16 protein-coding genes and 1 pseudogene are annotated in these 19,272 nt (G+C 34.3%); 13 read left to right on the top strand and 4 right to left on the bottom strand.

The window, feature by feature from the left end; translation table 11 throughout:
* Window positions 1-35: 35 nt before the first annotated feature.
* Window positions 36-443 (bottom strand): iron-sulfur cluster biosynthesis family protein, encoded by a 408-nt coding sequence (locus FHL06_RS02180; protein ID WP_153384612.1) that lies wholly within the window; start codon window positions 441-443, stop codon window positions 36-38.
* Between the two features lie 266 nt (window positions 444-709).
* Between FHL06_RS02180 and FHL06_RS02185 the strand changes: the two genes are divergently transcribed.
* The 7 genes from FHL06_RS02185 (at window position 710) to FHL06_RS02215 (ending at window position 11,236) form a co-directional block, all read left to right on the top strand.
* Window positions 710-1,663: a GH25 family lysozyme gene (locus FHL06_RS02185; protein WP_153384613.1), complete on the top strand. Its 954-nt coding sequence runs from the start codon at window positions 710-712 to the stop codon at window positions 1,661-1,663.
* 383 nt (window positions 1,664-2,046) lie between these two features.
* A complete protein-coding gene (licT, locus tag FHL06_RS02190; RefSeq protein WP_153384614.1) occupies window positions 2,047-2,889 on the top strand; it encodes a BglG family transcription antiterminator LicT in 843 nt (280 codons plus the stop codon).
* A 189-nt stretch (window positions 2,890-3,078) separates the two neighbouring features.
* On the top strand, window positions 3,079-4,968 hold the full coding sequence (locus FHL06_RS02195) for a beta-glucoside-specific PTS transporter subunit IIABC (RefSeq protein WP_153384615.1): 1,890 nt from the start codon (window positions 3,079-3,081) through the stop codon (window positions 4,966-4,968).
* A 15-nt stretch (window positions 4,969-4,983) separates the two neighbouring features.
* Window positions 4,984-6,423, top strand: a complete 1,440-nt coding sequence (locus tag FHL06_RS02200; protein WP_153384616.1) for a glycoside hydrolase family 1 protein — start codon at window positions 4,984-4,986, stop codon at window positions 6,421-6,423.
* A 253-nt stretch (window positions 6,424-6,676) separates the two neighbouring features.
* Window positions 6,677-7,567, top strand: coding sequence for a DNA/RNA non-specific endonuclease (locus tag FHL06_RS02205; RefSeq protein ID WP_153384617.1), 891 nt, complete (start codon window positions 6,677-6,679; stop codon window positions 7,565-7,567).
* Window positions 7,568-7,632: 65 nt separating this feature from the next.
* Window positions 7,633-8,316: a L,D-transpeptidase gene (locus FHL06_RS02210; protein WP_153384618.1), complete on the top strand. Its 684-nt coding sequence runs from the start codon at window positions 7,633-7,635 to the stop codon at window positions 8,314-8,316.
* Between the two features lie 238 nt (window positions 8,317-8,554).
* A complete protein-coding gene (locus FHL06_RS02215) occupies window positions 8,555-11,236 on the top strand; it encodes a cation-translocating P-type ATPase (RefSeq protein WP_153384626.1) in 2,682 nt (893 codons plus the stop codon).
* Between the two features lie 52 nt (window positions 11,237-11,288).
* On the opposite strand, the gene FHL06_RS02220 is transcribed toward FHL06_RS02215, so the two are convergent.
* Complete coding sequence (locus tag FHL06_RS02220; RefSeq protein WP_153384619.1) at window positions 11,289-11,969, bottom strand: YjjG family noncanonical pyrimidine nucleotidase; 681 nt, start codon at window positions 11,967-11,969, stop codon at window positions 11,289-11,291.
* 330 nt (window positions 11,970-12,299) lie between these two features.
* Between FHL06_RS02220 and FHL06_RS02225 the strand changes: the two genes are divergently transcribed.
* From FHL06_RS02225 to FHL06_RS02250, 6 genes are all read left to right on the top strand, one after another.
* Window positions 12,300-13,379 (top strand): PTS transporter subunit EIIC, encoded by a 1,080-nt coding sequence (locus tag FHL06_RS02225; RefSeq protein WP_238333942.1) that lies wholly within the window; start codon window positions 12,300-12,302, stop codon window positions 13,377-13,379.
* Complete coding sequence (locus tag FHL06_RS02230) at window positions 13,369-14,238, top strand: alpha/beta hydrolase (RefSeq protein ID WP_153384620.1); 870 nt, start codon at window positions 13,369-13,371, stop codon at window positions 14,236-14,238. The genes FHL06_RS02225 and FHL06_RS02230 overlap by 11 nt, the downstream gene beginning before the upstream one ends.
* 52 nt (window positions 14,239-14,290) lie before the next feature.
* Window positions 14,291-15,031, top strand: a complete 741-nt coding sequence (locus tag FHL06_RS02235; RefSeq protein ID WP_238333943.1) for a sulfite exporter TauE/SafE family protein — start codon at window positions 14,291-14,293, stop codon at window positions 15,029-15,031.
* Between the two features lie 146 nt (window positions 15,032-15,177).
* A complete protein-coding gene (locus FHL06_RS02240) occupies window positions 15,178-15,501 on the top strand; it encodes a hypothetical protein (RefSeq protein ID WP_153384622.1) in 324 nt (107 codons plus the stop codon).
* Window positions 15,502-15,582: 81 nt separating this feature from the next.
* Entirely contained in the window at window positions 15,583-17,205 is a 1,623-nt protein-coding gene (locus FHL06_RS02245) for an ABC-F family ATP-binding cassette domain-containing protein (RefSeq protein WP_153384623.1), read from the top strand.
* Window positions 17,206-17,370: 165 nt separating this feature from the next.
* Entirely contained in the window at window positions 17,371-17,886 is a 516-nt protein-coding gene (locus FHL06_RS02250) for a VanZ family protein (protein WP_153384624.1), read from the top strand.
* Window positions 17,887-17,899: 13 nt separating this feature from the next.
* Here FHL06_RS02250 and FHL06_RS02255 read toward each other — a convergent pair whose 3' ends face one another.
* Both FHL06_RS02255 and FHL06_RS15085 read right to left on the bottom strand, forming a co-directional pair.
* Entirely contained in the window at window positions 17,900-18,685 is a 786-nt protein-coding gene (locus tag FHL06_RS02255) for a PH domain-containing protein (protein ID WP_337692516.1), read from the bottom strand.
* Window positions 18,618-19,136: pseudogene (locus tag FHL06_RS15085) on the bottom strand (PH domain-containing protein); the annotation flags it as partial. The gene FHL06_RS02255 and the pseudogene FHL06_RS15085, both read right to left, overlap by 68 nt.
* Window positions 19,137-19,272: the final 136 nt, after the last annotated feature.

Here is a 19,272-nt window from a genome sequence, read left to right on the forward strand (position 1 = left end):
ATCTATGTTTGCTGGAGATTTATAAATTGAAATCACTAACAAATTTGGTCGCCGATTTTTTGCATTTTTTTGCGAAGCTGTTCCTCAGTTTCTGGTTTGACATTTCTCCAATCGACCACAGCTAAAGCACTATCAAGAGCTCCACCGTTGTCGCTCAAAACTAGAGCATCGTGGCTGAAATCAATGTTTAGACCTGATCCAAATAGGTAATCTTCAAAAGGTAGGATATTCATCTGATATCCGGCATTGTTTTGTAGTGGTTCATTAAAATCTTTATCTGGCTTATTCAAAATAATTAGTTGAAACTTATCAGCTAATTCACAGGTAGCACCAATACTTGAATAATTGTTCGAACCATCATCAGTCGTCAAAATAACTTGACTGCCGACAGGGATTTTATCAGCTAAATATTTTTTAGCAGGTGCTTTGATATCAATTTTCATAATAAAATACCTCCTGATTAAAATTGTGGAAAATTGATTTGCATAAAACCAATTACATTATTAATTTACAATGTGATTGGTTACCTTACAAGCGATTTGCTTATATTTTTTAATAAACAAAAATTTACTTTGGTTATAGTTATTCAAAAATTAAGCAAAAAAACAATTTCTTTAAAAATTGATAAAGTTCTAAACACAAATAATTTTCATTAATCAAATAAGATATAATATCAAGAAGTTATGATAAAAAGGGGAGTATATTTTTTATGAATTATGGGAAGAGAATAGTTGCATTTGTCGCAACAATATTATCACTGCTGGTATTATTTTTTACAGCAACTAACGTCGATGCAGCCAGAATGGATATGGTTGATGTTTCAAATCATAATGGTTCAATGACAGTTGCTAATTTTACTGACATGCGTGATAACTATGGGGTCAAGGCTGTTGTAACAAAAATTAGTGAGGGAAGCTCTTATAAGGATGCCTATGCAGCTAATAATATTAAAACTGCACAAGCTGCAGGACTTTATATCAGCGGCTATCATTTTGCTAGATATAACACAGTTGCACAAGCAAAAGCAGAAGCTGACTTTGCAGCTCAAACAGCTAAAGCAGATGGTTTGCCAGCAGGTGCAGTTTTAGTTGCTGATGTTGAGAGCACAGAGCAACAATTTATTTCAAAAGATAAGAATGATGCTAATAATACAGCCTTTATGAATGAGGTTGCCAAATATGGCTATCGCTCTGATATTTATACGATGGGTTCTTGGGTTGGAGCCGTTATGACCGTTGATAAAGGTTGGGTAGCTGAATATCCAAACGATGCGACTGATTTATACTTGCATCCCAATGCTCATGGTTGGCAATGGACTAGTTCATATAATTTTGGTGGTAGCTATGGTAATTTTGACGTTTCCCAATTATATGATAATTTCTTTACCAGCTATCAAACACCACAAACATTTAATCCAGGAAATACTAATAGTAATTCCACAACTAATAATGTTAGTAAGGGTGTAATTAAGGTTGCTGATTCTTCTTCGTCTTATGTACCTTTAATGGCATTGCAAAGTGACGGCAGCATGTCACGAGTAACTAATCGTGCATTAGCAAATAATACGCCATGGGTAACGGATCAAACCAGAACTGTTAATGGGATTACTTACCATCGAGTGGCCACAAATGAATGGGTCGATGCTAAATATATTATTGGATAAAAATAAGAATCGAAAATTCCTTTAAAATTGGAATTTCGGTTCTTTTTTGTTTCTGAAAAATTAAAGCTAATTTTAGATTGAGATACTGACTTGTTGAAGTAATTGTATGAAAAAAGAGGAATTAAATTTGATATCTTGCCAATAAAATTCGTAAAACATAGTAAAATCTTTTTATTTATTGACAACGCATACATAAATGACTACAATATTTTTATGTCGCGTGCAGGATAAGATAATATCAACATTAGCGATATTTAAAGTAAGATTAAAAATATTAAGGTAATGTATTAATGATAAGGTGTTATCGATTTAAGTAATTGAGCATGACTTATTTGTTCCTAGATATCTAATATTATTAAGTCTTTTTTGATAGAGGTGACTATTTGAAGGTCAAACGGACACTTAATAATAATGCGGCTATTGCTACAAATCATAATGGAATCGATGTTTTAGTCATGGGTCCAGGGGTTGCATTCGGTAAACAGCCCAATGATTCGCTCGACATGAAAAAAGTTGAAAAAACATTATTTTTAAAGAACGAAAGTACTATGAATAAATTTACTGATTTAGTAATTGACGTACCAATGGAACAAATTAATATTGCCGAAAGAATTATCAATTTTGCAAAAATGAAGATTGGTAAAAAATTTAATGAAATAATTTATGTTAATTTGACCGACCATATCCATATGGCTATTCAACGTGCAAAAGATGGAATTTTATTAAATAATCCTATGAAATGGGATATAGCTCGATTTTATCCAGATGAATTTGCAGTAGGGAAAAAAGCCGTCGAGGTAATTAATAATTCTGAACAAGTAACTTTAGGTGACGATGAGGCTGCATTTATAGCAATTCATTTTATCAATGCTGAGAGTGAAGATAGTGCACAACAAAACCAAGCATATGAAATAACCAAGATAATCAAGAAGTGTGAAAGCATCGTCAAGGACTTCTTTAATACTGAATTTGATGAAGAATCCTTGAATTATTATCGCTTTATTACGCATTTAAAATTTTTTGCACAACGTGTTTTGGAGAATAAGCATTATGATGATGAAGAGGATGCAGATTTATTGAATACCTTGGAGCACCGCTATGCAGAACCATATAAATGCGCAAAAAAAATAAAGGATTTCATTTTTGAAAAGTATAATTTTACGATTACTAGTTCTGAATTATTGTATTTGACAGTTCATATTAGAAGATTAGTAAAGAATCTTTAGTATTATTTTAATAGGGTGCGATCACAGATGTGAGCATGACTTAATTTACTTCAACTGATTGAAGCGGATTAGGTCTTTTTTTGTTCAAAATAATAGTAATTTTCTTTTATTAATGAAATATTTTTAATACTAAAAAGATAAGCATTTTTTGGAATTGCTTAAATAACAAAAAAATTGGGAGATGTGAAGATGAGTGTAAAAGATTCTGCCAAACAGATTTATGATGCTGTTGGTACAGATGCCAATATCAATTATTTAACTCATTGTGTAACAAGATTAAGATTTCGATTAAAAGACGAAAATAAAGTTGATGATGGAAAGGTAAAGCAAATACCAGGCGTAATGGGGATAAATCATCAGAATGGTCAGTATCAAGTTATTATTGGAAATGGTGTGTCCGATTACTATAGCGAAATCGTTAAGTTAGGAAATTTTCCAACTGATGAAAGTGGCGATAATACTGACGAAAATGCTAATGAGGAGAAGGGAAATTTATTCGATCAATTTACCAGTTTTATTTCTTCATGTATGTCTCCTCTAATTCCGGCATTGATTGGTGGCGGAATGATCAAGGTTGTTTTGATTCTTTTGACTACTTTGAATCTTATGAGTACTAAGAGCCAAACTTATACAATTATCAGTGTATTCGGTGATGCACCATTTTACTTTTTGCCAATTGAATTAGCCATTACGGCTTCGAAATATCATAAGGTTAATCAAATGATGGCCATAATTGCAGGTGCAATTTTGATACATCCAGATTTTATTTCACTAGTAAATTCTGGAAAGGCCATCCACTTAATGGGATTGCCAGTGACTGCTGCTAGTTATTCTAGTTCAGTTATTCCAATCTTATTGATCGTTTGGGCTATGAAGTATTTGGAAGCATTTTTGGACAAAGTGGTTCCATCTAGTTTTAAGAGTATTTTGAAACCATTATTAGAAATATTTATCGTAGGTGTCGTATCTTTAGTTATTATTGGACCAATCGGAACTTGGGCTGGAGAATTACTTTCAAGCATCGTGTTATTGATTCAAAAGCATGCCGCTTGGTTAGCAATGCCAATCATGGCAGCGTTTATGCCATTGATTGTTATGACAGGTATGCACTGGGCATTTTCACCAATCTTTTTAGCCGCATCAGTTGCAAGTCCAGATAGTTTGATATTACCTGCAATGTTGGCTGCTAATATTGGCCAAGGTGCTGCTTGTTTGGCTGTTGCCGTAAAGACTAAAAATAAAAATACCCGTCAAATTGCTTCAGCTGCATCTATTTCGGCTTTTCTTGCCGGAGTAACCGAACCAGCACTATATGGTGTAACTTTGAAGTATAAGAAGCCATTGTATGCTGTAATGATTTCTGGTGCAATTTCTGGATTATTTATGGGAATCGTTAATTTGAAATCATTTGCCTTTGCAATACCATCCCTTCTTTCAATTCCACAATTTGTTAACCACAACATACCTAATAACTTTATCTATGCAGTCATCGTTGTTGTTATTTCATTAGTTTTGACTTTCGTTTTGACATTGATTTTTGGATTTGATGAAGGAACTACAGCAACAACAGCTAGTGAAACAAGTTCAACAACTGCTGCCACACCTAAAATTGATGCTGGTACTAAGGAAACTAAAAAAGTTTTCAGTCCAGTCAAGGGTGAGCAGATTACATTAGACAGTGTTAACGATCCAACTTTTGCCCAAAAGATGTTGGGTGATGGTGTCGCAATTATTCCTGAAGAAGGCAAATTCTATGCACCTTTTGATGGCGTAGTTGAAACTGTCTTTCCAACAAAGCATGCGATTGGTTTGAAGAGTGATACGGGAATTGAAGTTTTGATTCATATTGGATTGGATACTGTAGAATTGAAGGGTGCACCATATAAAGTACACGTTGAGAATAATCAAAAAGTTAAACAAGGCGATTTATTGGTCGAGGCTGATTTGGAAGCCATTAAAAAGGCCGGATATGATACAGTAACACCAGTAATTGTAACTAATACCAAGGATTTTGTTGAAATAGTACCAAATGAAAAAACGACGGTCGATAAAGATACTGTATCGTTTTACGTTGTTTAACTGAAGGGAGAAATTATGAGTAAGTTTCCAAAGAACTTTCTATGGGGTGGCGCTACTGCTGCCAATCAACTCGAAGGAGGATATGACCAGGATGGTAAAGGATTGTCCATTGCCGATGTTTTGCCTGGCGGTCCTAAGAGATTTGAAATCGTCAATCAACCTGATTTTGATTGGAAAATTGATAATGATAAATATCGCTATCCAAATCATTTAGGAATTGATCACTATCATCGTTATCAAGAAGACATTAAGTTATTTGCTGAAATGGGTTTCAAATGTTATCGATTTTCAATTGCTTGGAGCCGAATTTTTCCCCAGGGTGATGAAAGTCAGCCTAATGAAGCAGGACTTAAATTTTATGACAAGTTAATAAAAGAATGCTTAAAGTATGGTATCGAACCGGTTATTACTATCAGTCACTATGAGATGCCTTTGAATTTGGTAACTAAGTATGGTGGTTGGAAGAATCGTGAACTGATTAAATTCTATGAGCGTTATGCTTCGGTTGTTTTGCATCGCTATGCCAAGGACGTTAAGTATTGGATGACATTTAATGAAATCAATTCTGCATTACATTTCCCAGTAATGGGTCAGGGATTGGTTAAATCAAATGGTGCAGATGATAAGAAGAATATTTATCAAGCTTGGCATAATCAATTTGTTGCTGGAGCTAAGGCAGTTAAAATTGCCCATTCCATTAGACCAGATTTGATGATTGGTTGCATGTTGTTATATGCTACAACTTATGCTTATGACTCCAACCCTGCTAATCAACTGGCAGCTTTAAAAGAGAATCAAGCATTCAATCAATTCTGTGGCGATGTCCAAGTACGAGGGACTTATCCTGTATATACTGAATCGGTAATGAATCGTTATGGATTTAGTTTTAAAGATTTGGATGTTACGGCAGATGATTTGAAGATTCTCAAAGAGAATCCTGTGGATTATATAGGCTTTTCATATTACATGTCTACAGCTATCAACGTCACTGATAAAAGTTTAGCTACAGCTAATGGCAATTTGGTCGGCGGCGTTAAGAATCCATTTTTGAAAGCTTCTGATTGGGGATGGCAAATTGATCCAACAGGATTAAGAATTGCTCTCAATGAGTTATATAATCGCTATCAAAAACCAGTCTTTGTTGTAGAAAACGGTTTGGGAGCAAAGGATGAACCTGATGAAAATAACTTCGTGCAAGATGATTATCGGATTGATTATTTGCGTAAACATATTGAAGCTATTTCAGGAGCAATCGATGACGGCGTTCCTGTAATGGGCTATACTCCTTGGGGCTGTATTGATTTAGTCAGTGCATCTACTGGACAAATGAGCAAGCGTTATGGATTTATTTACGTTGACTTAGATGATGATGGAAAAGGTAGTCTTAACCGTTATAAAAAAGCATCATTTAGCTGGTATAAAAAAGTAATTGAAACTAATGGCGAAAGTCTCTAAAAAACAAATTGTTTTTAGAATACTAAGTTTATTTCTACGATTAAATTCATATAATTCAATAGTAAAAATAATTGAAGAATATAAAAATACTTAATATGAATAAATCGCTATCAAGTTAGCACAATCCTAATTTGTAATGGAGAAAACGGTCATTTAAAATTGAATATAGGAAAAGAAAAGTCTGAACTTAATAAAAATTTTTAAGTTCAGACTTTTTTGCTCACAAAATAATTGAATATTGAGGATTATTTAGATGAAGAAATTTATTTTTCTATTGATGCTTTTTCCCTTAATGCTAACGGGATGTTCTGCAGAATCAAATGCCAAAGGCACTACAGCAACAGATTTGAAACAGAATGAAAAATTAAATCAAGGCCAAAATAATCAATCAAAAAATCCCTTAACGACTGAGGATATGAGTCATTGGATTTATAAATCGGGTGATAATCCTGTAAAAATTTTGAATAATGATACTCCGACTACTCTAGCAATTAAAAATTTTGAAAAGCCACATATCGACTATTCAGGACTGGATGATCTGAATCGCACGAAGTCAGTTACAGCGTATTTAACTAAAAATAATCTTGGTCGTTCAAAAACCAGAACAGAACAAATTTTTAAGCCCACTGGCTGGCATAATCAACCTAAAATAATTGATGGAAGTCGTGTGATTCCTCAAAATAGAGGACATTTAATTGCCTATACAGTTACATTTAATTTAAATGACGATGGTCAAGAGGAAGAAGGACATTTAGGAAGTCTGAATAATCCTAAAAATCTCTTTACACAGACTGCTTTTTCTAATCAAAAAACAATGACTGAAGTAGAACAAAAGGTTAGAACTGCCTTAACAAGGAATAAGAAGGTAATTTATCAGGTCACGCCAATATTTCGTGACAATGAGTTGATGGCTCGTGGCGTTTGGGTCCAAGCTATTTCAACGGATAAGACGCTGAAATTTAATCGTTATATTTGGAATGTTCAAGGGAAAATTCAATTTGATTATGCTACTGGGAGATCCAAAATAGATAAAGATTTTCAAGTTCCAGGCGATGATGGGAAAACCCAAGAATTGAAAGCAAATTATAAAAATTATCGTAATCATCATAAATTTCATAGGCAATATCATCACAAATACCATTGATGTAATTATTGAAAGCGCTATAATTATAAGTATATTAATAAATATATGAATTTGGGGAAATTTTGATGAATCTAAGAGGGAAAAGAAAAAAGATAATTATTGCTGCCTTAGTTTCAATTGTGTGTCTTTTGGGCATTGGCTTATTTTTGGGGAATAAGCATATTGGAGATGACCAAATTAATGTTTCTGCGGAAAAGAAAGTTGATCAGAAAAAGCCTGAAGTTACATCTAAGGTAAAAGTTATCGAGACTCCTGAAACAGTTCAGGATGAAAAATCGATGGTTAGTCTAGAAGACTTTAAATATGATCAAGCTTCCGAGAAGAAAGACTATCCTGATTTAACAAAGCATTCTAATATTTGGATTGACGTGAATATTGCGACTCAACGGACTTATATTATGGATGGTAAAGAGAAACTATATACTATGTACGCTTCAACTGGTAAAAATGACACAACTCCAAGGGGCACTTATCATATTCAAAATGAACGGGGACATTACTTTTATACTGCACCGTTAAAATTAGGCGCTTATTACTACGTTTCTTTTCTAAATCATGGCGAGTATCTTTTCCACACTACGCCAACTAACGATAAAGGCGAGTATGTTAAATCGATAGCAAAAACTTTAGGGAAAGAGCCATCATCACATGGCTGCGTTCATTTGTCAGTTCCTGATTGCAAGTGGATTTTTGACAATATTCCATCTGGCACAAAAGTCGTTATTCATGGAGAATTTCAAGATAAATAAATTGATATAAAAATAAACTAAATACTTAATCTTTTTGATGTTTTGTTTTGCTTTAATTTTCGGTATCAATTATAATGAAACCGTAATCAAGGGAGTAACTTGCAGAGAGGGTTGCCTGTGACAAAGCCATCAACAAGACGTAGTTCTGGTTTTGTCTTAATTAGTGAGACTTGTACGTGTTTTTTGCGTACAAGTCTTTTTTTCCCGAAATTAAAAGGAGATGTTAATTTTGAAGAGTATGGACGATAAGAAACGCTCCCGTTTTTATGCACTGGATAAAGCTGATATTTTAAAGCAATTTGGTACTAGTGAAGATGGGTTGAGTGATCAACAAGCGAAAGAGCGATTGGAAAAAAATGGCCCCAACGCCTTAGCGCAAGGTAAGAAAAAGGGCTTAGTACAACGTTTCTTTGACCAGTTCAAGGATTTTATGATTATTGTTTTGTTAGTTGCTGCATTTATTTCTGGTGTCGTTGCCAAAGAATGGTCCGATGCGGCATTGATCTTAGCGGTTGTCATTATCAATGCAATTTTTGGTATCTTTCAAGAATCAAAAGCTGAAGAAGCCATCGATGCTTTACGAGAAATGTCAACTCCTGATGCGCACGTTAAACGTGGTGGAAAGTTAGAAACCATCAGTAGTGAAGCCTTAGTCAAGGGTGATTTGGTTTTACTGGAAGCTGGAGACATTGTGCCAGCTGATATCCGTCTGTTGGATTCAGCATCAATGAAAATTGAGGAATCAGCTTTGACTGGTGAATCAGTGCCAGTCGAAAAAGAATCAGAAGTCTTAGCAGATGAAGATATTCCGTTAGGCGATCGTAAGAACATGGCTTATATGAACAGTAACGTAACTTATGGTCGTGGAACTGGGGTCGTCGTTGGGACTGGTATGGAAACACAGGTCGGTCAAATTGCTGGCATGATCAATAAAGCTGAAGAAACTGGAACGCCGTTACAAGATAATCTCAACTCTTTGGGAAAAACTTTGACATGGCTAATTTTGGCAATTGCGGCTATTATCTTTGCGGTTGGTATCTTCAATAATCACTCTGGACAGCCGATGAATGAATTGATTATCAATATGTTGTTAGTTGCGATTTCCTTGGCAGTTGCCGCGATTCCTGAGGGTTTGCCAGCAATCGTTACAATCATTTTGGCTTTAGGAACGACCAGAATGGCCAAGAGAAAAGTCTTAGTTAGAAAGTTGCCAGCCGTTGAAACTTTAGGAAGTACCGATATCGTTGCTTCTGATAAAACTGGTACTCTGACCCAAAACAAAATGACGGTTGAAAAAGTTTATCAATATGGTCAATTAAAAGATGCTTCAGAAGATATCACTTCAGATGACAAAGTTTTGCAAGTGATGACTTTTAGTAATGATACGAAAATTCAAAATGATGGAACGCTCTTGGGTGATCCAACAGAAACAGCTTTGGTTCAATTTGGTTTCGACCATGATTATCACGTAGAAGATGAATTGAAAAAAGAACCTCGAGTTGCTGAAGTTCCTTTTGATTCAGACCGTAAATTAATGTCGACGATTCACAAATTGCCCGATGGCAAATTCTTTGTCGCGGTTAAAGGTGCCCCCGATATGTTGCTTCAAAGAGTGACACGCATTCAGGCTTCTCCTACCGATGTTAAAAATTTCACCGAAGAAGACCAAGCAGCTATTCTCAAACAAAATAAGAATATGGCGGTTAAGGCATTGCGTGTCTTGGCAATGGGATACAAAATTATTGATGAAATCCCTGGAATTGTTGACACACAAACTATTGAGCAAGATTTGATTTTTGCTGGACTGGTCGGGATGATTGATCCTGAACGTCCGGAAGCTGCTAAAGCGGTTGCCGATGCTAAAAGCGCTGGGATTCGTCCAATCATGATTACTGGCGACCACCAAGATACTGCTGAAGCAATTGCTGGTCGTTTGGGTATTATTAAGTCTGGCGATGATGCTGCAGTTATTACCGGTGCCCAGTTGGACCAAATGAGCGATAAGGAATTTGACAAGAAAGTTAAAAAATATTCTGTTTATGCACGTGTATCACCTGAACATAAAGTTAGAATTGTGAAGGCTTGGCAAGATAAAGGCAAAGTCGTTGCGATGACAGGTGATGGGGTTAATGATGCTCCTGCTTTGAAGTCAGCTGATATCGGTATCGGTATGGGAATCACCGGAACTGAGGTTTCAAAGGGAGCTTCAGATATGGTTCTAGCCGATGATAATTTTGCGACAATTATTGTGGCTGTTGAAGAGGGACGGAAAGTCTTCTCCAATATTCAAAAGTCGATTCAGTATCTCTTGTCAGCCAATTTAGGTGAGGTTTTGACTTTATTCATGATGACCTTATTAGGTTGGGATATTTTGATGCCCGTGCAATTGCTTTGGATTAACCTCGCAACTGATACTTTCCCAGCAATCGCATTAGGAGTGGAACCAACAGAATCAGGTATTATGAAGCGCAAGCCTCGTGGTCGCAAATCAAGTTTCCTAAGTGGCGGCATTGGGACTTCTATTATTTATCAAGGAATTTTGGAAGGTATCATTACGCTAGGGGTCTATGGTTTAGCAATCATGTTCCCAGTTCATGCAGGGAATGCTGCTATGCACGCCGATGCCCTAACAATGGCTTATGCAACTTTAGCCTTGATTCAATTATTCCATGCCTTCAACGTTAAATCGACTTACCAATCAATCTTTAAAGTACATCCTTTCAAGAATAAAATGTTTAATATTGGCGTTGCAACATCGTTTATCATGGTTGCAGCTACAATCATTATCCCTGGCTTCAACAGTCTGTTCCACGTAACTGAATTGAACCTATTGCAATGGTCAATTGTTTTAGGTGCTGGTGTCTTGATGATTGTGATTGTTGAAATTGTTAAGTTGTTTCAACGTCGTAATGAAAAATAATGCTTAATCGGTAAAAAAGAGATGTTAATCGTATTTTGATTAACATCTCTTTTTAGTTGAGAATTTTTTCTAATTGAGGCAAATTTTTGATTTCAAAAGTAGGTTTAAAATCGGTTTTATTATTATTCTCTGTAGGATTGAACCAAACGCTGTCGATATTAGATAGATTGGCTCCTGAAATATCTGCAGTTAAAGAATCACCAATGACTAGTGTTTCTGATTTATCAACGTCAAGGTCATCAAGTACTACTTTAAAAAAGTTAGGGTCCGGTTTTTGATAGCCAATATCTTCAGATAAGAAGAGCTTTTCGAAATTATCGATCAAATGGGCTTGGCTAAGTTGAGAAAACTGTTTTTCCTTAGTTCCATTTGAAACTGCAAAAATACGTCTAGTTTGACTGAGGTTGGATATAACTTCTTTAGCAGAAGGAATCAAAGTGATTTCCTCTTTGAGTAAACGTAGGTAAGTTTGATTAAACTTTTTTGCATCGACTTTCTTATTAAAGTGGTCGAAGTATAATTTGAAACGCAAAATTAGTAATTCATCACGAGTTAATTCTTTTTTTTCAAATTTTTCCCAGAGTTTGTCATTTAATTGATGCCAATATAATAATTGTTGTTGATTAAAAGGGAAGTCAACTATTGAAGACATCTTTTTTAAGGCCTTTTCAGCGTTAGTTTTGGTATCAAGGATCGTGTCATCTAAATCAAATAATAAAATAGGATATTTCATAAATACGCCTCCAATAATTAATAATTTCTATTATACAATAGGAACAATTACAAAATGTCAAATCAGTTTGAAAGATTTTTCAAAATTTATTAGTGGTTTTTCGTGGATAAAAATTAATAAGAAGTAAATAATGTGCATGTAGTGAAGAATCGAATTGTTCGATAATTGTGAGGCTTAAAATGATTAATCGATTATTATATTTTTCTGCTCGAGTACGCAATACAAAAATTGCAAGTGCTGTACGCCAAACTTTGATTTTATTATTTCCAATTATGTTATTGGGAAGTTTTCAACTTTGCTTTTTTAAATAAAAATGGTTATGTGGCGCAGATGTTTGGAGTGACGAACTGGCTGCCATTTGATTCAGAACTCAAATGGGTCATGGAAGTTATTTTCCACTGTACGATTGATATGATGGCTATTTATGCGGTTTTTGGCATGGCTTATTTCACTGCCAAAGAGTATCGAAAAGATGGCATTATTTCTGGTGCTGTGGGATTACTGTCTTTTTTGATAATTTCTTTTCAAACAGTCGATAATACGATTCCAATTTTCAGCCAATTCTTGATGTCGCAAGGAATGTTGATTGCTTTAATCATCGGTTATTTAGTGGCTCGTGTTTTAATATTTTTTGATAATTCAAGATTAGACGGCCGTTATAAAATTATTATTCCAATTCTAATTGTAATGGTCCTGGCATCTTTACTGAACATGTTGAGCTTTTTCGTGCTCAAACTGGAAATACCAACTTATGTTGCTAGTTTTGTCATGCGGAACACGCAAATCAATGCTTTATTGTACGTTCTTTCAATGGGATTTTTAACGAACCTTTTATCATGGATGGCAATTGGAGGTCCATTTAGCGATAGTCCAACCTTTACTGATGCGCCTTCGATGGCAAATATGAATGAAGCATTAAAAAATGGTTCTTCGTGGAATGTTCCTTATAAATTCACTGATACGACGCTATTTCATAGTTTTGCTAACTTTGGTGGCAGTGGCGTGATGATTGCTTTGATAATCGCTATTTTGATTTTTTCAAAGAAAGAGCAAAATAGAAATGTTTCAAAATGGTCCATTTTCCCAGCCATCTTCAATAGTCACTATTCAATGATGTTGGGGATTCCTGTCTTATTCAATCCTGTTTTTTTGATTCCTTTTGTCATGGCGCCATTATTTAATATGATAATTGCAGCTTTATTTATTGTCTTACATTGGATTCCAGTAGCAGCTTATCCGGTACCTTCGGGAACTCCAGGTCCGTTGATTGGCTTTATTGGGACTAACGGAAGCTGGTTGTCCCTTATTTTAGGTGCTGCATTACTAATAATTGATGTATTGATTTATTTACCATTCGTAAAATTATCTGATCGTATTAGTCAGGAAGCTGGTGAAATCGATGAGAATTAAATTGTGGATTGGAACTTTTTTTGGAGTTCTATTAGCAGCTGTTTTAATCATGGTTTCATTAAATTGGTCGAGGCAAAATGTTTCAGAGCTTTCTAAATTGCATAATTCTAAATTATCGCCGGTAATTATGATTCCAGGTTCTTCAGCGACTGAAAATCGATTTGATACCTTGGTGAAAAAATTGAATAAAAATAATAAGAAGCCACATTCGTTGATTAAGATTTATGTTACAACAAATGATAAGTTGCATTTTTCAGGCCAACTTCGCAAAGGAGACAATGAACCAATTGTCGTGGTCGGCTTTCAAAATAATCACGATGGCTACAGCAATATCAAAAAGCAAGCACGATGGTTCAATACGGCTTTTAAGGCTTTAGCACGTCAATATAACTTTAATAATTTTAAAGCTATCGGGCATTCAAATGGGGGCTTGATTTATACAGCCTTTTTGGAAAAATATTATTCAGAGTATTCTGATCAAATTAAAATCAAGCAATTGATGACGATTGGCTCGCCTTATAATTTTAATGAAAAGTCGGTTCAACATAAAACTCAAATGTTATCTGATTTTATTGAAGACCGAAAAGAGATACCGAAAAGTTTAAGCGTCTATTCAGTTGCAGGAACGCAAACTTACAATTCAGATGGTTTAGTCCCATTGGGAAGCGTGACAGCTGGAAAGTATATTTATCAGGGTCAAGTTAAACATTTTACAACGATTTCTGTCTCTGGCTCTGATGCGCAGCATTCTGATTTGCCTCAAAATGACCAGATCATCGATTTGATCAATCGTTATATTCTTGACCCTAAACCATCGCCAAGTAGACGGCAGGGAGCAATTTCTTTAGATGGTCAATAAAATGGAATCTTTTAAATGCTTCTCATTATAGTAGAATGGTAAGCATTGGGAGATGAGCTTATTGAGTTGGATATTTATTATCATTTTTGCGGCATTAATGGCAGGATTTGTTCAGGGTGTGACCGGATTTGGTTCCGGAATTGTCATGATGATTTTTTTGCCTCATTTATTACCGATTAATCAAAGTGCTGGGGTTTCAACTTTAACAATGGTCATAGCTAATGTAATGCTTGTTTGGAAATATCGAAAGCATCTGGATTGGCAAAAAATTATCGCACCATTTTTAATTTATGCTTGTATGGCACTTTCCTCGCTTTATTTGAGCAGTTTTTTTGCCAGCAATCATTTGAAAATTTTATTAGGTCTGTTATTAATTGTTTTGTCGATATATTATGCAGTAATGAATATTCGCTCAATTTCTATTAAAGCAATACCACTTTGGATTATGGTGATTTTTTCATTGATATCTGGATTCTTTAACGGGATGTTTGGTATAGGTGGTCCCTTGATGGCACTATACTTTTTGACAAATTCTAAATCCAAAGAGAATTATTTAAGTAACATTCAGACGTTTTTCTTGATGGATACTTTTTTAATGACAACAGTGCGTTTTTCAAGCGGTATTTTGACTTTTAGCAATTTGAAATATATTGCCGTTGGAATTGTCGGGGCCGTCCTGGACACTATTTTAGCTAATCATCTGGTTGGACATTTGAATATAAAATTGATGAAGTTATTTATCTATATTTTTATTGGATTGAGTGGTCTGTACTATTTGATAAGTTCGATATGAAAAGTCTCATAATTGGTTGTTGATAAGCCAGTTATGAGACTATTTATTTACGATAAAATGATGATAAGTATTGATACTTGCTATAACTAATTAGGCTCTTTATATTATGGTCGTAAGAAAATCTTGGAATGGGTGGGGACCTTATTATGGAGAAATATTTGGAAATAGAAGCTATCAAAAATGATGTTATTGAGAGACTAAAGAAAATTTCGGTTTCAGCAGAACTTGCAAAACAACCTCAGTTGAAGAAATTAGTTTTACATTATCTTAAGGAATTTCAAACTGACAATAATTTTGACCAAACTATTGAAGCATTTTTTAATGCTATTGGGATTGATTATTTGAATAATAAAACAGATTTTCCAAAATCTTTGATTGAGTTGTATTTTTATTTACGAATCAAAAAGTCACAATTCGATGGCTTAGATTGGAGTGCCACTCAAGCAGGATTAGTTTGGCTGGCAAAATAAAAAGTCTGTACTGCTTGCACCACAGTCAAATAGCCCGTATAATGCAATCTAGACTACATTTAAGAAATGAGGATTATATATTTGATTACTGTTAGTGATGTAAGTTTGCACTTTGCTGATCGAAAGTTATTTGAGGATGTAAATATCAAGTTTGCACCAGGCAATTGTTACGGTTTGATTGGTGCCAATGGTGCCGGTAAATCAACTTTCCTAAAAGTTTTATCAGGCGATATCAAGCCATCGACAGGTTCTGTTAAATTGGGACCTAATGAACGTTTGGCAACTTTGAAACAAAACCATTTTGATTTTGACGATTATACAGTTATGGAAACAGTCATTATGGGGCATGACGAATTGTACAAAATCATGCAAGAAAAAGATGCCATTTATATGAAACCAGACTTCAATGAAGAAGATGGTTTAAAAGCCGCTGAATTAGAATCAAAATTTGGTGAAATGGGTGGCTGGGAAGCTGAAGGTGAAGCTTCACAAATGCTTCAAGGTTTGAATATCCCTGAAGAACTTCATCAAGAAAAGATGTCCACTTTGACAGCTGGACAAAAGATCAAGGTCTTGTTAGCCCAAGCACTCTTTGGCAAGCCGGACGTTCTCTTGCTCGATGAGCCTACTAATGGTCTCGATGTGGATTCGATCGATTGGTTAGAAGAGTTCTTGATCAATTTTGAAAATACCGTTATTGTCGTATCCCATGACCGTTACTTTTTGAACAAGGTCTGCACTTATATGGCTGACCTTGATTACGGTAAGATTCAACTTTACGCTGGTAATTACGATTTCTGGCAACAATCATCTGAATTAGCTCAACAAATGAAACAAGATCAAAATGCCAAAAAAGAAGAAAAAATCAAGGAACTGCAAGACTTTATTGCTCGTTTCTCGGCTAATGCTTCTAAATCAAAACAGGCTACTTCACGTAAGAAGATGCTTGATAAGATTACTTTAGACGACATTCAGCCAAGTTCTCGCCGTTATCCATTTATTAAATTTGTCCCTAATCGTGATATTGGAAATGATTTATTGCAAGTTAAGGATTTATCAGTTTCAATTGATGGCAAACAAATTTTTAAGAATGTTAACTTCATTTTGAAGAAGGATGATAAAGTTGCCTTTTTGGCTAAAAATGATACTGTTACGACAGCACTCTTTAGAGTCTTGTCAGGTGATTTGGTTCCAGATTCTGGAACTATTACATGGGGTGTCACAACAAGCCAAGCATATTTGCCAAAAGATTTCAGTACAATGTTCAATGAAGAGACGCCAATTATTGATTGGCTACGTCAATTTGCGGAAAAAGGTGAAGATGATGATACCTTCTTGCGTGGTTTCTTAGGAAGAATGCTCTTCTCTGGAGATGACGTAACGAAAATGGTCAACGTTCTTTCCGGTGGTGAAAAAGTTCGTGTAATGCTTTCTAAGATGATGTTATTAAAAACTAATGTCTTGATGATGGATGATCCTACTAACCATCTTGATTTGGAATCAATTACTTCATTAAATGATGGCTTAATCGATTATAAAGGGTCAATCCTTTTTGCCTCACATGATCACCAGTTTATTCAAACTATTGCCAACCGTTTGATTTACTTGACGGAAAATGGCGTGGTCGATCGTGCTGATACAACTTATGATGAGTTCCGCAGCAATGATCAAGTTGAAAAACAAATTGCTGAATTAGATAAATAAATTAATTTAAAACTAGAATTCATTTTTGATTTCTAGTTTTTTTATATGGTAATCATATTAACTTCACAATTTCATCAATCTATTTTAAGATTATTTAAAAGATTCTTAGGTAAGATATAGTTATTAAAATTAAATGACAATAAAATCAAGAAAGGAGAGGATGCTATGAGATTTATACCATTGTTGTTTATCTTGATTATTTCAATTTTTGCTGGTCTATATATTATCAAAAATATTTCTAAATTTACTGACCGTCATTTTGATTTGATCAGTTTAGTTTATTTAATATTTTTGGGCATGATTCTTTTTAGCCCAATCTCATTTGATGGTTTGTCAGTTTATTTGATGCCAGCAGGAATCGGACATGTTAATTTACATGAATTAGATATTTTTGAAATTGGATTCATGGAAAATATTATTTTGACGGTGCCTCTTGGTTTATTGATTAAACGTTCTTTTCCACAAATATCAATTATTTCAATGGCAATTTTAGGATTTTTTATCGGAGGTGGAATTGAAACTACTCAATATTACCTATCACATATCTTTTTAATCAATCGGACGAGCGATATCAATGATGTTATTGCGAATGGAATTGGTATTGTTATCGGAGCAATTTTAATGATAACGTATGAATTATTGACGAATAGAAAAGTCTTTAGTGAATCAAGACAAAGATAAAAACAACCAATAATCAATTTTGATTATTGGTTGTTTTCTTGTACCATCGCATAATTGAGTCAATATCATTTTCTGCTTGATAAGTAACAGCAAAGGTCTTTTGGGAGACCCCTGAACGAATATTTAAAGCAATATTAGCAATATTTTTTCTTTTTAGCCAAAGGCTTTGACTTTTTTTAGTAAATTGAAGACTTGCCTTAGGGATTAGTGCAATTTGTTTAGTTAATAGATGATTATTTTGAAGTTGCAAATATTTATCGTTTAAAAATTGAATATTGGATCTTTTAGCTGATAAATAAGCTGGCAAATACCAAATCAATAATCCTAAAATACTTAAAATTGTCGTTAGTAAAACAAATCTATGCAGTAATAAAACTATCAGACCGATAGTTATTGCCATTCCAATTGTCGCATTTCTAAATTTGTAAAAGTAAGTAGCGGTTAATGGGTTAAAGTGAATAGTTTCTTCAACAGGAATATTTGGAAAGAATTGATTCAAGAAATCAGTAACTTTTTCATAATTGATAACAGGCATGATAATGACATTTTCTTCAGTATCATCTTCAGTAGAATTAGAGACAATGACAAGTTGAACTGTGGCAATACTGAAAAGTCTTTTTAAAAAATTTTGTTTTATCAAAATTGCTTGAACACGATTCAAGTTAATATTAGTTTTGCGAGTTTTGAAGAGCCCACGCATCGTTTCTAAGTGGCCTTTTGCTTCAGTAAGTTTAAAATCGTAATACTTTGAAAATAAGATAAAGCTTAAAAGCAGATAAAAAAACAAAGAAAATTGCAATTGGTAGAAGTATCATTAAGACTATTTGAAGGTTAATAACTTTATCAGCAATTGTTTTCAGTTCTCTTTCATCTATAAAATCATGAATTTTCCCAAAGAGGGCAAATGCCACAATAAGAGCATTGATGATTGCCGTTGATGTCAGTGAAAATTTAATTAAATCTCTAAAGCTGATATGATAAGAATTTTCAGATGCTTGTTTTGATTTTGAGTGTTCTTGGTGATTTCGTAAATTAGCAATTTTTGGACGTAATGAATCGGGAACGGCTTTTAAAGAGACTTCAGGTTTATCTGATTGACCAGCAGTTTCAATTTTTAATTCTTCTAATTTAAAAGGTTTAAGAAAGAACCATTGGTTTGAAGTAATATTTTGAATTCGCTCATAAGGAATGTGATTGAGCTTTTTAACGAAGATACCTGATTTTATAAAAATTTCATCATTTGATAGTTGATAAGTGAACGAAAATTACAAGAACAAGTTAGCCACTTGTCCAAAAATAAATACGAAATATATCAGTACCAGAAAAGTACATTTCTAAACTCCACAGAAACTAGTGAATAGTTCCCGTGGAGTTTTGTAGTTTAAC

Origin of the sequence: Companilactobacillus halodurans (assembly GCF_009600985.1) — a bacterium.
In the GTDB taxonomy this organism is placed as follows: domain Bacteria; phylum Bacillota; class Bacilli; order Lactobacillales; family Lactobacillaceae; genus Companilactobacillus; species Companilactobacillus halodurans.

Coding starts and splice junctions, on each gene's coding strand:
- FHL06_RS02180 (WP_153384612.1), bottom strand. CDS start 443: ATGAAAATTGATATCAAAGCACCTGCTAAAAAATATTTAGCTGATAAA.
- FHL06_RS02185 (WP_153384613.1), top strand. CDS start 710: ATGAATTATGGGAAGAGAATAGTTGCATTTGTCGCAACAATATTATCA.
- FHL06_RS02195 (WP_153384615.1), top strand. CDS start 3,079: ATGAGTGTAAAAGATTCTGCCAAACAGATTTATGATGCTGTTGGTACA.
- FHL06_RS02200 (WP_153384616.1), top strand. CDS start 4,984: ATGAGTAAGTTTCCAAAGAACTTTCTATGGGGTGGCGCTACTGCTGCC.
- FHL06_RS02205 (WP_153384617.1), top strand. CDS start 6,677: ATGAAGAAATTTATTTTTCTATTGATGCTTTTTCCCTTAATGCTAACG.
- FHL06_RS02210 (WP_153384618.1), top strand. CDS start 7,633: ATGAATCTAAGAGGGAAAAGAAAAAAGATAATTATTGCTGCCTTAGTT.
- FHL06_RS02215 (WP_153384626.1), top strand. CDS start 8,555: ATGGACGATAAGAAACGCTCCCGTTTTTATGCACTGGATAAAGCTGAT.
- FHL06_RS02220 (WP_153384619.1), bottom strand. CDS start 11,969: ATGAAATATCCTATTTTATTATTTGATTTAGATGACACGATCCTTGAT.
- FHL06_RS02225 (WP_238333942.1), top strand. CDS start 12,300: ATGTTTGGAGTGACGAACTGGCTGCCATTTGATTCAGAACTCAAATGG.
- FHL06_RS02230 (WP_153384620.1), top strand. CDS start 13,369: ATGAGAATTAAATTGTGGATTGGAACTTTTTTTGGAGTTCTATTAGCA.
- FHL06_RS02235 (WP_238333943.1), top strand. CDS start 14,291: ATGAGCTTATTGAGTTGGATATTTATTATCATTTTTGCGGCATTAATG.
- FHL06_RS02240 (WP_153384622.1), top strand. CDS start 15,178: ATGGAGAAATATTTGGAAATAGAAGCTATCAAAAATGATGTTATTGAG.
- FHL06_RS02250 (WP_153384624.1), top strand. CDS start 17,371: ATGAGATTTATACCATTGTTGTTTATCTTGATTATTTCAATTTTTGCT.